Here is a 14568-nt window from a genome sequence, read left to right as displayed (position 1 = left end):
ACGGAGAGTAATGATGAATAAACCTGAACTGACCGTAGTATTAATTGAAGACGATGCGGAAATCGTAGAAGCCGTCACTCTAACTTTTAAAATCCGTTGGGCACAATCAACATTTTTATCCAGTCCTTCCGGTGAAGAAGGCATCAGTCTAGTCGAAAAAAACAACCCGGACCTGGTGATTTTGGATTTAGGCTTACCCGACACCAACGGTTTTAACGTTCTCAAAGAGATTAGACAATTCAGCCACGTACCGGTGATTATACTGACCGCAAGGGGAGAAGAGGCTGATATTGTACGGGGGCTCGAATTAGGCGCCGATGAATACATCATTAAACCGTTCCGACAAATGGAACTGCTGGCCCGGGTGAAAGCTATCTTAAGACGTCATGAAACCTCGAATGATGAATTACCGTTGACCGTCGGCAATATGAGCATCGGTCCTTCGGTGCGTGACCTTAACCTGAATGGCCGTCGCATCAACCTTACCCGAACTGAGGGTATTGTCTTGAGCCAGTTAATGAGAACAGTCGGCCATCCGGTCAGCCATTCAACCCTGGCCAAAGCGTTATGGGGAGAAGAATACCCGGGCGCGGCAGAAAGCCTCAAAGTTTATGTGCGGCATTTAAGAGAAAAAATCGAAGACAATCCATCTGACCCAAAGCTTATACTCACCAAGATTGGCGCCGGCTACCAATTAGCTAAACCTGAGTAAACAAACCTTTTACCAGGTTAAGCCTTATATCACAGTACGGGGCGATGGTGTTTTGCCGTGCGCCGGTCTAAGTGAAATCATATTATAATACGGAAGATAATTACCGATATATGAGCCAATACAAAGTGGCGCTCCTTCATCTCAAGCCGGTTTTAGGTGATATTAACGCCAACCGTAAAATCATTGAAAATGCGGTTAAAATGGCCGCTTCGCAAGGCGCGGTTATGGCAGTAACACCGGAAACCTTTATTCCAGGGTATCATTTTGCCAAGAGAATCGGAACCGATTGGATTGAACCCCAGCCCGACTCCTGGCTGCAAGAAATGATTAAGCTCTCAGCGGAACTGGGGATTACATTATTTCTGAGTTATCAGGAGAGAGATAAAACCTCCGAAAATCTCTACAATACCGTTTACGCTATCAGTAAAAAGGACGGAATCGTCGGTTCCCACCGCAAAATGGGCATCAGTTCCGGTCATACTGCTGAAGCCTGGGCTTCCGCTGGCAGCCAAGTGAATGTTATCGCGTGTGACGGTATGAAAGCCGGAATATTAGTCTGTGCTGATACCTGGGGACCTAAATTCGCCGCTGAACTCAAGGAAAAAGGAGCCCAGGTACTGATATCCCCAGCCGCATGGCCTCCATTACCATGTCCCCCTGAAGGCTGCTGGGAAAAACGCAGCGAGGAAACAGGTTTGCCCATATGGGTATGCAACCGCACCGGAAATGAACCGGAGCTTGATTTCAGCTGGGGCGAAAGCATCGTCGCTGTTAACGGCCACAGATTAATGGAATATTCAGATGCTGAACCCGCTATATTGTTGTTTGAGTGGGATATGGCTAAAAACCATAGTTTACAAGCAGAATTTACCGTAATCCCATTAACTTAATTCCCAATTCATCTGTATTCACGGCTAACGTTATTTGGTTGTAGGATATCCCGCAGCTTCCCAGGCGACTATACCGCCATCCAGGTCATAAACCTCCATAAATCCCAGGTTTTTCATTACGCTCAAGGCTTGACCGGAACGATTGGAGGTGCGGCAGTAAATTAAGTATTTATTGTTTTTGTCCAGTAAATCTACTTCATTTTCAAAATTACCGCTGTTGAAATCCAGCAGTACGGCGCCTGCTATGTGCCCCGCCTCATATTCTGAAGTTGTACGAACATCCAGAAGAACAAAGTCATCGCTGGCCAGGTTTTCTTGTATCATCGTATAAGCTTCTGCCGGAGAAATTTCACGGGTAATCTGGCCCTCAGGATTATCCCCACCGCAGGCGGCCAAAGGCAGTATTAAAGTTGCCGCCAATATCATCATTATTATTGTTTTCAAGTTCATTCTCCTTAGTGTAGTAAGCATATTCAATTTTGTTATCAAGTTCAAAAAGAAACGGCGGGGACGGGTAATACCCGCCCCCGCTCAGTCTCAGGCCGGCAAAAAGCTAGTCTCCTTTTATGTCCGGTTTCTTTTCGGAAGTCTTATAGCGATGAGCGCTGCTCGTCAGTTCGTCAAAAGCGGCCTGAGCTTCGGTAATAGAGGCGCCGTCATCAAGGGTCGAGGTATCACCCACACCGGCGCCGGTGGCCACCGCTTTAAGCAGCCGCCGCATGATCTTGCCGCTGCGCGTCTTGGGCAGTAGATTTACGAAGAATATCTCTTCAGGAGTAGCCAGCGCTCCAATAGTAGCTCGCAGGTGCCGGGTCAGCTCTGTCTTGATCTCTGAAGAGGGGTTAGTTCCCTTTCGCAGAGTAACAAACAAAATGATTGCCTCACCCTTTACTTCATCCGGGCGGGAACAGGCTGCCGCTTCAGCTACAGCTGAATGTCCGACTATGGCGCTTTCCAACTCAGCGGTAGATATACGATGGCCGGCTACCTTGATAACCTCATCAGCCCGGCCCAACAACCACAGGTAGTTGTCCTCATCTTTCATACAGAAGTCGCCCGGAAGATAATAGCCGGGGAAACGTGACCAGTAGGTTTTCTGATACAGCTCTGAATTCTGATAAATGTCGAGCAGCATGCCCGGCCACGGTCTCTTAATAACAATAAACCCGGTCTCTCCATTGGGCAGCTCCTTGCCGTCGGGGTCAAGCACAGCCGGTAATACTCCAGGCATGGGTTTGGTAGCCGAACCCGGTTTTAATGGGTGAGGCTGAATACCTGGGCTGGGAGTAATCATAAAACCGCCGGTTTCAGTTTGCCACCATGTATCAGAGATAGGAATACGCTCGTGACCTATATTCCGATAGTACCACAACCAGGCTTCCGGATTTATCGGCTCCCCTACGGAACCTAAGGCTTTCAGAGAAGAAAGGTCATGCTTGGCCGGCCATTCCTCCCCGTGACGCATGAACATGCGGATTGCGGTGGGTGAAGTGTAGAAGGTGGTGACGCCATATTTGGCGATTATGGCCCACCAGCGGTCTATTCCGGGATAATCCGGCGCCCCCTCATACATCACTGAAGTCAAGCCCAATTCCAACGGAGCATAAACCACATAACTGTGACCGGTGATCCAGCCGATATCAGCAGTGCACCACCAGACGGTGCTGGAGTCGGTATTGAAAGCCCACTGCAGGGTCTTGGCAATCCACAACGAATAGCCGGCGGTGCCGTGCAATATCCCCTTGGGCTTACCAGTGCTGCCGGATGTGTATAGTACGAACAGAGGGTCATTAGAATCCATTGATTCCGGCTCTATGTATTCGTCCTCTTTGGGTAATATATCATCAAGCCAGACATCTCTTTTTGGATCCATCTCGACTTTATGACCAGTATGTCTAACAACGATAATATTTTTGACACATGGACATTTCTCAGCCGCCTCAACAGCGTTTTCCTTGAGAGGAAGCACCTTGCCCCGTCTATGCATCCCAGAAGAGGTAATGATAACCTTGGCTTCAACATCTTCAACACGGTCAGCCAGGGCTTGTCCGGAGAAAGCGGAGAAAACAACGGTAAAGACAGCTCCGATACGAGAACAGGCCAGCATAAAAGCCGCCAGAGCTGGAATCATCGGCAGGTACAGGGCTACTTTATCACCCCGTCCAACACCCATGCGTTTCAGAGCGCCGGCATAGTTATTGGTCAGGCGATGCAGCTCAGCGTAGGTAATTACCTGGCTGTCCCCCAATTCACCTTCCCAGTAAAAAGCCACTTTGTTCTTGGTTTCAGTCTTCATATGCCGGTCGAGACATTGGTAAGACAGGTTTAGTTTACCCCCGACAAACCAGCGGGCATAAGGAGCCTCCCAGTCCAGTACTTTCTCCCATGGTTTGAACCAATCCAGGCTCTGCGCCTGTTCAGCCCAGAAACCTTCCGGGTCTTCAATGGAGCGACGATACATCTCGTCATAATCGCCGGTCGGAGTGTAGTAGCTGCCAGTAGGCAAATGGGCTACGCGGGAATCTTTTTTTGTCATAATGTCCTTCCTTTCTTATATATGATTTAAGTTAATTATCCAAAATGCTACCCGGCCATACGTTAGTGTGGCATAGAGAAATTCCGGAAGTGGTATAAATACCATCGGCTAGCGCGGCTTGCTGCAACAAGCTGTCAGGACCGATAACACAATTGTCGGCGACTATGGATTCCTTAACATTGGAACAAGCCCCGATATGTACTCCTGACCATATAACTGAATTGCTGATACAGGCATCGGCGGCAATCCTGCAATCATTGCCGATAATCGTAGGCCCATTAATTGCCGCCCCAGCCTCAACACAACATCGGTCACCAATAATAACCCGGCCGGTAATGGCGGCTGAGGGGTCTATAGTTACATCTTTCCCAACAGTCTTTTCGAAATTTTTATAACGCTCTAAAACATCCATATTGAGCTGAAAATATTTTTCCCGGCTCCCCATATCCATCCAATAGTTGCCGGTGATATCAAAACCATAAAATGGTAATTTTTTTTGAAGCAGGTGCTGAAAAGTTTCACATTCGATGCTGACAACAGTATCAAGTTCAATGTGATTCAAAACTTCAGGTTCCAGCAGATAACAGCCGGCGTTAATCATCCGTGTGGTTATTTGGCTAGGTTCGGGTTTCTCAATAAAGCGGAGGATTTCCCCTTCATCCCCGGTTTCCACCAGTCCAAATGCCGAGGGATTATCAACCTGGGTAAGGGCTATGGTAGCAAGGGCATGCTTCTGCCGATGATAACTCCTCATGGCTGAAAAATCTATATCTGAATAAATATCTCCGTTAAGAACAAAAAAGGCGCTGTCTTTTAACCAACTCTCGCAGTTTTTGATCGCGCCGGCGGTTCCAAGTGGTCGGGGCTCATCGACATAAGTGATACTCACCCCATAAGTGCCGCAATGGTCGAAATATTCTTCCATACGGCTCGCCAGGTGGCCGCGGGTAAGAATAATTTCGGACACCCCGTGCTCGGCCAGATGCCTCACGACATGAGCCATAAAGGGCTCATTAGTTACCGGCATCATCGCTTTAGGGGTATTAACGGTCAGCGGACGCAACCGCGTTCCAAGGCCACCTACTAGTATCAGCGCTTTCATAGGCTGCAGAGTCCGTCCTCCAACAATTCAATATCAATTTATTGGAACTTAACTGGCGGGACACAACTATCTTATAGGAACTAATACCATTAAATCAAGCGTTAATACCAATCGGAATCAATTGCACGGGTGCTAGTGATGCTTTCCTCTAGTCGATAACTGCTTGAGTATCCGGCTGGCTTCTTCAGCAGCCCTGGCCCGGTGACTGAGCCTGTTTTTATCCGCCGAGGCAAGCTCAGCCAGTGTGCAACCGAGTTCAGGAATGAAAAAAATGGGGTCGTATCCAAAGCCGTTGCTTCCTTTGGGAAAGTCAGCAATGCGGCCTTCCAAGACACCTTCAGTTGTTTGTCCTATGTCATCGCCCGGGTCAGCCAGGGCTATCACGCATCGAAAACGGGCTCGGCGTAATTTTTCCGGTATATCCTTTAATCTACGCAGAAGTAATTCGTTCCTCTCGGCATCAGTCGTATTGTAACCGGCATAGCGCACCGATAATACTCCCGGCTCTCCTCCCAATGCTTCAACTTCCAAACCGGAATCATCCGCCAGTGTTAAAAGACCTGATGCCTGAGCATACGCTGCGGCTTTTAATATTGCGTTTTCTTGAAATGTGAGGCCAGTCTCGGCAACCGTAATATCAATATTCTTATCAGCCGGTGTAACCAGTCGGTAACCACATCCGGCCAGCAACCTGGAATATTCCTTTATTTTTCCGGGATTGGTGGTAGCTAACAATAATTCCGTGTACTCTTTTCCCAATTTTAAACCCCTATTCGTTCCCACCTGAGAAAACAAACAATATTAGTAAAAAAACAGTTCCCTTTTTTCAACTTACTTCATTGCCGAAAAAAGGAAACTGATTATTATCTCCCCAGTATTATTACTGCTCGTTAAATAGGCTCAAAACGCCCGGCAAGTTTGCGGGAAACCTGCGGCATAGTGGTGTACTCCATCTCATCAAGCGGCAAACGGTGGGGTTCGAAAGGTCCGTGTTCCCGCATCATATAAGCCATATCATTGGCCATTTCCCTGGCTTTATCATAGGATCGGTCAGCAAAGAAATCACGCGGTCCCACAAGTTTTCCCTCGGACAGCTGGAATCCCAGCGCCGTTACCCGGGGCGGTCCATCAAAGCGGGTCGGCAGACTGTCAGCCACACTCACCGGCATCAACGGTCCGTAATGGGACCCGCGCATCCAGCCCTCAACCAGATAAGGTTTGGCGAATGGCTCCAGAGCCTCACCGACAGCCGGGAATGACCCCTGGCAGCGAACTATGCACACCGGGTCGTCCTTGCCGACATAGCGGCCAGCTAAAAAGGCTAGTTTCTGCGTTGAGGAAGAAGCTGCTATCTCTCCGCCTCGGGTATATACCGATTTGATCGGATAACGATTAGCCGCTCCGATAAAAACCAGCATATCGTAGATCTCTTCCGGTGTGGTAAAGGTGATTTTTTTGCTTTCTTTTACATCATGCACCTCAAACTGGAAACCCTGGTGCATATTTTCAGCGATCACCAGACCAATGGTATTGAATGGGTCAGCAAACATCTTATACAGTGGAATATTCCAAGCGCCGGATGAAGTCTTATCGGCCATAAAAACAACAATGGGTTCCGAAGGTCGCTCTTCAAACTCCATCTCCGCCGCTCCAGGCCCCATTCCCTTGATATTGCCGGAAAAGGCATCGGTCAATAGATCCTGGCCGGCACCGTATAATTTCAGCTTCTTGGCAACATCAGTGCATGACACAAATGTATCCCATGCCATCTCATGTATATCTGCGTTATTCTCACCCTTCTGGTGAGTCATGATAAGCTGTAAATCATCACCGCATTTGGTTACATGATAGTCAATCAGCAAACCGCTTTCTTTAGCCTTGGCCAGGGCGGAGTCGGCTGCACAGATGCAATCGGGATGGGCATCGGAATGCCCGACATAACCTCCGATATCAGCCTTTATGACACTCAGGGTTACCTTCATGGGTTTTCCTCCAACTGTTAGTAATCAATGCCCTTGCGAGCGCGAATTCCTTCATTAAGGGGGTGCTTGATCATCAGTACCTCAGATACCAGGTCGGCCATCTGTACCAGTTTTGGATCAGCGTATCTTCCGGTCAGCACCAGTTCAACATTCTCCGGCTTATTCTCAACCAGCTTGACCACCTCTTCAAGATCGACCAGGCTGCTGGCAATAGCGCCGTTAATTTCATCCAGGATTACCAGATCATAACCATCATTCATGGCTGCAACGGCCGCGTTAAGAGCTTTCTGAGCCTGTTCTCGATGTTCCGGCTTCACATTGCCCCGCTTGGCCCAACCCCGTTGCCCGAAAGTGTCAATAGTTACATTAGGCAGGGCCTTGAGGATTTTAAATTCCCCGTGATCAAAGGCCTCATTGGCTTTCATCATAAAAACCATATAAACCTTAAGGCCGTGACCGGCGGCACGCACTGCGGTGCCTATGGCGGCTGATGTTTTTCCCTTTCCATGACCGGTAAAAATATTCACCAGACCTTTTTCTAATTTATAACCTTTATCTGGTGATTCGAGCTGGGTCAAAACCGGCCTCCGCATAGGGTATCATATATAGTAAAACAAGACTGTAACTGTACAACATTTCAAGTTTAACAAGCCGCGTCTAAAAGTGTCAACTGGAAATAAGTACCACCATTTCCCAAATTTGCACGTTTTTGATTTATTGCTGAAACCTTAATAATGATTGTCCTGCTCAGCGGCAATCACTTTATTGCGCAAAGTGCCGACGTGTTCAATTTTAATCTCCACGGTATCACCCGCCTGCATGGGGCCTATGCCGCTGGGAGTCCCGGTAGCGATAACATCACCGGGCAACAATGTCATTACATGGGAAATAAAGTGAACCAGGTAGTCAATGCCGTAGATCAGGTCGGCGGTATTGCCGTGCTGTTTGCGCTCTCCATTTAAATAGGTTTCAATATTCACACTGGAAACATCGATATCAGTTGCCACCCAGGGCCCGATGGCCGCGAAGGTATCAAAACCCTTGGCACGGGTCCATTGCCCATCCTGCTGCTGCAAATCCCTGGCTGTTATGTCATTAAAACATGTATAACCCAGTATATACTCAGCAGCATCATCTTGGCTTACCCTCCAGGCCGGCTTTTTTATTACAACGGCCAGTTCCGCTTCATAGTCAACCCGGCGGGAAATCTCCGGATAGCGAATCAACGCGCCGGGGCCGATCACCGCGGTTGAAGGTTTAAGAAAAATAAGCGGTGCGTCCGGTACCTTGTGCCCCATCTCACTGGCATGCCCGTGATAATTAACGCCAAGACATACTATCTTGCTGGGCATGCAGGGAGCCAACATATCGACAGTTTCGACAGAGAAAACCCGGCCCGAATAATCACTCCCTTTAAACGGCGTACCGGCTATTTCAATAACGCTGTCGCCTTCAATAGCACCGTAACGCTCGATGCCATCGGGGTCTTTGAACCTGACAATATTCATTATGGTAGCATTTTAACCTTTAGTCTCCATAACATACAACCAGAACTGCGGCAGAGAATAAAGTATTTTTGCAAAGCCGGCTGCCTAAAACTTATAATGGAACAGTATTTTCTCAGGAGCATATATGAGCGCACCCATCGTGGCATTCGTTGGTCATTCCGAATCGGGCAAGACCGGGTATCTGGAAAAACTGCTTCCGGAGCTTAGCCGCCGCGGCTATAAGTCAGCTACCGTTAAGCATGTACCGCGGCATTATCATGCCGACAACCCGGAAAAGGATACGGAGCGCCATCTCGCGGCTGGAGCCGGAGCAACCGTCGCCTGCGCCAAAGATGCATTGGTTCTAACCATACCGTCCAATGATGAACCATCATTGGACACCATAGCCGGTTTGTTGGGCGATGAATATGACCTGGTAATCGCCGAGGGCTTTAAACAATCCGCTGCACCCAAAATCGAGGTCTGGCGGCATGGAATCGGTCAGCCCCTGGAAAACCTGAAAAGTAAAGTTGCCGTAGTTACCTCAGGTGAATATCCCGGCAGCGCTCCCCGGATGTTTGACGTAAATGACATCGTATCCATGGCGGACTTCCTGGAGAAAAACTATATCCTGCCCCAGGGACAGCGCGTCAGTCTGCTGGTTAACGGAGCGGAGATAAAACTGTCAGCCTTCCCCCGGGAGTTCATCGCCAATATAACGGAAGCCATGGCAGCCAGCCTAAAAGGAATACCGGCGGTCAGATGGCTGGAGATTAGATTAAAAAAACGGGAAGCCGACACATCCGGCTAACTTCAGCCGGATGGTTTCGTTTAAAATAGCATTGTTCGGTATATTATGAGAAAAGAGGTCCTTTCACTTGGTTAAAAAGAAGCACAAGAAACATGCCCACCCCCATATAGTCCTCTCGCAAAAGGCTCAGTCAAAACTGGCCAAACAAAAAAAACAGCAGAAAATAACCCGCTGGGTCAGCATGGGGATCGTGGGTGCCGTGACGCTCGTTATCAGCATCGGTGCAATCGTATCGTGGCTGGTTCCAGTTTATCTGCCGTTGCAGAAAACGATTATCACCGTTAACGGTGTTGATTACAACGCGGCATACGTATCCAAAATGGTAAATTTCTACACCGGCGGTGAATCTACCTATGCCTATTTATACATTGATATGGTTCTGGACCAGATAGAACAGAACCAGCTGATGAAAGAAGCAGCGACGGAGATGGGTATTACTGTCAGTGATAAGGAAGTGAAAGAGCGGATAAACGAAGCTGAACTTGATGATAATCAGGTCACCCGGGATATAGTCTTTAGTTCACTGCTGTACCAGAAACTTAATGAAGATCATTTTGAAAACATTGTCCCCACTTCAGGAGAACAGCGCCGGAGCTTGGTTATGCTGCTTGAAAGTTCCGAACAGGCTGAAACAGTTAAATCTCGCCTGGAGGCTGGTGAAAGCTTTGCCGATATCGCCGAGGAGCTTTCCCTGGATGAAACAACCGTAGAAAATAAAGGCGATATGGGATTTAATCCTCCCGGCTTCCTTGATGAGCTGTTAAAAGCGGACGGATTGGATGAAAAGGTGGATTCAGCCTCTGCCGGCGACATTGGTTATTTTTATGACGAAGCCAAGAGCAAAGACCTGGGCTACTGGATAGTCAAGGTAACGGACAGACAGCAGGTCGAAGAAGAGACTCAGGTCCAAGTCTTCGGCATATTGCTGCCCACCATTGAAAAAGCGAAGGAAGCCCGTCAGCGTTTGCTTGACGGCGAGGATTTTGCCGCTGTGGTTGAAGATATGTCCCAGGATACCGCCTCCAAATCTGAGGACGGCGACCTGGGTCTATTGAACCCGGATGACGATGGTAGTTTACCTTTTGCTGATTATGTTTTCGATGAGGATACCGAAGTTGACGCGATCAGCCCGCCCATTAAATCTGAGGACACAAGCACCACCGGCGCCTATTGGCTTTACAAGATATCCGCTGTTGAAGAAGACCGCGAATATTCAGATGATAACCGGGCAAAACTGCTGGACCGGGCTTTTTCTGACTGGCTGGATGAACTGGCTGATAACCCGGACAATATTATCGAAAGAATAGAGCTTACTGACGAACTTAAGGACCTCATTGCTGAACAATCTGTTAATTAGATAAAGGATGACTTGGTTGATATGAGTGAAAAAAGTATAGGTGTTGGAATTATCGGAATCGGCGTTATCGGCAGCGCCGTAGCCCGCGGATTGCGTGACCGTGCCGATCGACTGGCCGAACAGGTTGGCTGTTCCGTAGAGTTGAAAAAGATAAAGGTCGCCTCCCAGGATATGACCAGGCCGATAATCGCGGAATTCCCTCCGGGTCTTTTCACCACTGACGATGATGAATTCTTCGATACTCCCGACATCGATATAATCGTTGAGGCCATCGGCGGTGAGTTCCCGGCCTTCCATTACCTTTCGCGGGCACTTTCCACCAACCGCCACGTTGTCAGCTCCAATAAGGAAGTAATTGCCAAGCACGCCGCGGAATTGCTGGAACTTGCGCACCAGCATAATGTAAGTCTGCGCTTTGAAGCCAGCGTAGGCGGCGGTATTCCGCTGCTGGAACCGCTGCAGTACGACCTGTCGGCCAACAACATTAAAGGTATTTACGCCATCATCAACGGCACCACTAATTACATCCTCAGCCAGATGGACTCTGAGGGTATTGAGTTCGCTGATGCTTTGCGTCAAGCGCAGGGATTGGGATACGCCGAACGTAATCCGGTTAATGATATTGAAGGATACGACTCAATATATAAATTGGCCATCATGTCCATGATGGTTTTCCGTACTGAATTCAAGCCGGATGATATTCTTCGCGAAGGAATAACCCGCCTCGAAGTCAAAGATTTCACATATGCCAAAGAGCTGGGATTCGTCATAAAATTACTGGCCATCGCTAAAGCTGATGATGGCGAAGTAGAACTGCGCGTTCACCCGGTACTGCTGCCCCACGATAACTTCTTGTCCAAGGTAGACGGTGTTTATAATGCTGCGCTGATAAATGGCGACCTGGTCGGTGACGTTATATTCTCCGGCGAAGGCGCCGGCCCTTCAGCCACTTCCTCGGCGGTGATCGCCGATATCATGGCAGCGGCTCAGGATAAAGCATTGGGTGTCGGCAACCGAATGCGATGGCGGCTGGATGGCAAGAAACGCCTGCTGCCGGCCAGTGAAATTAAAACCCAGTACTATTTCCGGCTCACCGTAGCTGACCAGCCCGGTGTCCTGGCTGAGGTAGCGACAATTTTTAATGATAACGCCATCAGCATTGCCTCGGTGCTCCAGAAGGAAGTGGATGAAGCCTCCGAATCCGCTGAGGTGGTTATCATGTCGCACTTAGCCCGTGAATCAGCCATACGCCGTGCGATTGAAGCCCTGCAGCTTTTGGATTGCATCAAGGCGGTCAATATTATCCGGGTGGGTCTTTAGATGAAAAATGGCGTACTGGCTAATTACCGCAAGTATCTTCCGGTTTCCGAAAAGACACCGTTAATCACCCTGGGAGAGGGTGACACCCCCCTGGTGCGCTCACCCCGGCTGGAACGGGAACTTAATGTCGGAGAGCTTTATTTTAAACTAGAGGGCTGCAACCCGTCCGGTTCTTTCAAAGACCGCGGCATGGTCATGGCTGTCGCCAAAGCGCTGGAAGAGGGTTATGAGGCCATAGCCTGTGCCTCCACCGGCAACACCTCAGCTTCGGCCACGGCTTATGCTGCCGCCGCGGGTATTGAATCGGTAATAATCATACCCAATGGTAAGATAGCCCTGGGCAAATTGGCTCAAGCCATTGTCTACGGAGCCAAAATTGTTATGGTGGACGGGAATTTTGACGATGCCCTCCGACTGGTGCGTGAAATGACCCAAAAACGCCGGGTTGCCCTGGTAAATTCCGTTAATCCCTATCGAATTGAAGGCCAGAAAACCGCGGCTTTTGAAATCTGTGATATGCTTAATCGGGCACCGGACCGTCTTTTTCTGCCGGTAGGCAATGCCGGCAACATTACCGCCTACTGGAAAGGCTTCAAAGAATACCGTGATACCGGTGTTGTTTCTACAGTTCCCAGGATGATGGGCTTTCAGGCATCAGGTGCCGCCCCCATAGTTCTTGGACACACGGTAACAAACCCGGAAACAATTGCTACTGCTATCCGCATCGGCAACCCCGCCTCATGGAAGCAGGCTGAGACCGCGCGTGACGAGTCTGACGGTTTGATAGATATGGTCAGAGATGAGCAGATACTCCAGGCATACCGCACATTGGCTGAACGCGGCGGGATTTTTGGTGAACCTGCTTCCGCCGCGTCCCTGGCCGGTCTGCTCAAGTTACAGCAGCAGGGGCACGATTTCAGCCGTGAGCAGATTGTCTGCGTGATTACCGGCAGCGGTCTCAAGGATGCCGATACAGCCATTAAAGGCTTTTCAGGAGAATTCAACGAAATTCCGCCGGAACTGTCGGCGGTAGAAAAAGCGCTGGGCTGGTAGCCGAAATCAAACTCGGAGGTAACCGGATATGAAAAAGATCTCAGAGGAAATCGGTGCTTTCTATCAGCATTATCCCCGTCTGGCCGCGGTAGTCGGCGCCTTCGATGACGGCCGCGCCAATGCCATGGTTGCCGCCTGGCATACCCCTTTGTCTTTCAGCCCGCCGCTTTTCGGTGTATCAATAGCTCCCAAGCGGCACACCTACGATATGATTGCCCGCAGCAAAGAGTTCAGCGTCAATTTCCTGCCTGCTTCCAGCGCCGGCTTGCTTGCGGCTTTGGGCGGCAGCAAAGGCAGTGATGTTGATAAATTCGCCGCTTTTAATATCAGCCGGGAAACTCCCCTGAAAAGCAACACCCCCATATTGACTGATGCCTACGCCGCCTTTGAGTGCAAACTGGTAGAGGACCGCCGGTTCGGTGACCACCAGTTGCTGGTTGGTGAAATCGTGGCTGTGCATACCGCGGACGAGTATTTCGCCACCGATGATATTCTTAATTTAAAAAAGCTTACCCCGGCCTTCTACATGGGCAATGACAAATACATCACCCGGTTTCAAGCCGTGGTTGAGGCGCGGGAGCGAGAAAAGTTCTCTCGACCGGACAACTTTTAGGAGTTTAAAAGTGATTGATCAGAATGCCATCGCCGCCGCCGTTGAGAAGATGCTTAAAGCCATCGGTGATGACCCGGAGAGGGAAGGTCTGCGGGAGACCCCCCAGCGCGTCGCCCGGATGTATGCTGAAATCTTCAGCGGCATTGATAAGAACCCGGCCGATGACCTCAAGGTAGGCTATGAACTCGGTCATCGGGAGATGGTCATCCTGAAAGACATCCCTTTCCACTCCATGTGTGAACACCACTTATTGCCCTTTTCCGGAGTAGTCCATATCGGCTACGTCCCCGGCCGAGATGGCCGCGTCGTCGGCATCTCCAAGTTGGCCCGGGTAGTGGAAACCGTTGCCCGCCGCCCCCAGATACAGGAACGCATGGCAACGGAAATCGCCGATGCTATTGTGGAAGGCCTTCACCCGGACGGCGTCGGAGTGGTCATCACCGCCGAGCACATGTGCATGACCATGCGCGGCATCAAAAAACCCGGCTCCAGCGTAATCACCTCAGCCCTTCGGGGCGGTTTCGCTCGCCGTCCAGCCACCCGCGCTGAATTTATGTCGCTTATTCAGTAACCACTTTACATTTATTCAATTTGATATGGGGCTATTGACATCGACCTTTCCGCGGACTATTCTGTAATTAGTAGATATTTTTACTAATTTTTCCTTATTTATCCTCTTATATTCAGTAAGAATATCAATAATAC

Annotated in this window: 15 protein-coding genes; 8 read left to right on the top strand and 7 right to left on the bottom strand. The window is 49.5% G+C overall.

Annotated elements, in window-relative coordinates:
• The first annotated feature begins 10 nt into the window (after nucleotides 1-10).
• The gene (locus ACZ48S_RS03230; protein ID WP_464214018.1) at nucleotides 11-712 is read left to right on the top strand and encodes a response regulator transcription factor; all 702 of its coding nucleotides are present in this window, start codon (nucleotides 11-13) and stop codon (nucleotides 710-712) included.
• Nucleotides 713-822: 110 nt separating this feature from the next.
• Nucleotides 823-1602, top strand: coding sequence for a carbon-nitrogen hydrolase family protein (locus ACZ48S_RS03225; protein ID WP_464214016.1), 780 nt, complete (start codon nucleotides 823-825; stop codon nucleotides 1600-1602).
• 30 nt (nucleotides 1603-1632) lie between these two features.
• Here the strand turns inward: ACZ48S_RS03225 and ACZ48S_RS03220 are convergent, their stop codons facing one another.
• The 7 genes from ACZ48S_RS03220 to ACZ48S_RS03190 form a co-directional block, all read right to left on the bottom strand.
• Complete coding sequence (locus tag ACZ48S_RS03220; RefSeq protein ID WP_464214014.1) at nucleotides 1633-2052, bottom strand: rhodanese-like domain-containing protein; 420 nt, start codon at nucleotides 2050-2052, stop codon at nucleotides 1633-1635.
• 103 nt (nucleotides 2053-2155) lie between these two features.
• Entirely contained in the window at nucleotides 2156-4138 is a 1983-nt protein-coding gene (gene acs, locus ACZ48S_RS03215; protein ID WP_464214012.1) for an acetate--CoA ligase, read from the bottom strand.
• Between the two features lie 31 nt (nucleotides 4139-4169).
• Complete coding sequence (locus ACZ48S_RS03210; RefSeq protein WP_464214010.1) at nucleotides 4170-5240, bottom strand: sugar phosphate nucleotidyltransferase; 1071 nt, start codon at nucleotides 5238-5240, stop codon at nucleotides 4170-4172.
• A 132-nt stretch (nucleotides 5241-5372) separates the two neighbouring features.
• Entirely contained in the window at nucleotides 5373-5999 is a 627-nt protein-coding gene (gene rdgB / locus ACZ48S_RS03205; RefSeq protein WP_464214008.1) for an RdgB/HAM1 family non-canonical purine NTP pyrophosphatase, read from the bottom strand.
• 131 nt (nucleotides 6000-6130) lie between these two features.
• On the bottom strand, nucleotides 6131-7222 hold the full coding sequence (fbp, locus tag ACZ48S_RS03200; protein ID WP_464214005.1) for a fructose-1,6-bisphosphate aldolase/phosphatase: 1092 nt from the start codon (nucleotides 7220-7222) through the stop codon (nucleotides 6131-6133).
• 17 nt (nucleotides 7223-7239) lie between these two features.
• Complete coding sequence (locus tag ACZ48S_RS03195; RefSeq protein ID WP_464214003.1) at nucleotides 7240-7800, bottom strand: cob(I)yrinic acid a,c-diamide adenosyltransferase; 561 nt, start codon at nucleotides 7798-7800, stop codon at nucleotides 7240-7242.
• Between the two features lie 150 nt (nucleotides 7801-7950).
• Entirely contained in the window at nucleotides 7951-8730 is a 780-nt protein-coding gene (locus ACZ48S_RS03190; RefSeq protein WP_464214001.1) for a fumarylacetoacetate hydrolase family protein, read from the bottom strand.
• Nucleotides 8731-8854: 124 nt separating this feature from the next.
• Between ACZ48S_RS03190 and mobB the strand changes: the two genes are divergently transcribed.
• From mobB to folE, 6 genes are all read left to right on the top strand, one after another.
• On the top strand, nucleotides 8855-9520 hold the full coding sequence (gene mobB, locus ACZ48S_RS03185) for a molybdopterin-guanine dinucleotide biosynthesis protein B (protein WP_464213999.1): 666 nt from the start codon (nucleotides 8855-8857) through the stop codon (nucleotides 9518-9520).
• 67 nt (nucleotides 9521-9587) lie between these two features.
• Nucleotides 9588-10877, top strand: a complete 1290-nt coding sequence (locus ACZ48S_RS03180; RefSeq protein WP_464213997.1) for a peptidylprolyl isomerase — start codon at nucleotides 9588-9590, stop codon at nucleotides 10875-10877.
• Between the two features lie 21 nt (nucleotides 10878-10898).
• Nucleotides 10899-12197, top strand: coding sequence for a homoserine dehydrogenase (locus tag ACZ48S_RS03175; protein WP_464213995.1), 1299 nt, complete (start codon nucleotides 10899-10901; stop codon nucleotides 12195-12197).
• Nucleotides 12198-13250 carry a threonine synthase gene (thrC, locus tag ACZ48S_RS03170; protein WP_464213993.1) on the top strand — a complete coding sequence of 351 codons (1053 nt, stop codon included), beginning with the start codon at nucleotides 12198-12200 and terminating at the stop codon, nucleotides 13248-13250.
• Between the two features lie 28 nt (nucleotides 13251-13278).
• Entirely contained in the window at nucleotides 13279-13863 is a 585-nt protein-coding gene (locus ACZ48S_RS03165) for a flavin reductase family protein (protein ID WP_464213991.1), read from the top strand.
• A gap of 10 nt (nucleotides 13864-13873) precedes the next feature.
• Nucleotides 13874-14434 carry a GTP cyclohydrolase I FolE gene (gene folE / locus ACZ48S_RS03160; protein WP_464213989.1) on the top strand — a complete coding sequence of 187 codons (561 nt, stop codon included), beginning with the start codon at nucleotides 13874-13876 and terminating at the stop codon, nucleotides 14432-14434.
• Nucleotides 14435-14568 lie beyond the last annotated feature (134 nt).

This window comes from Dehalogenimonas sp. NIT-SK1 (assembly GCF_055384165.1).
The sequence above is the reverse complement of the archived record's forward strand: the minus strand, read 5'-3'. Positions and strand labels throughout refer to the sequence as shown.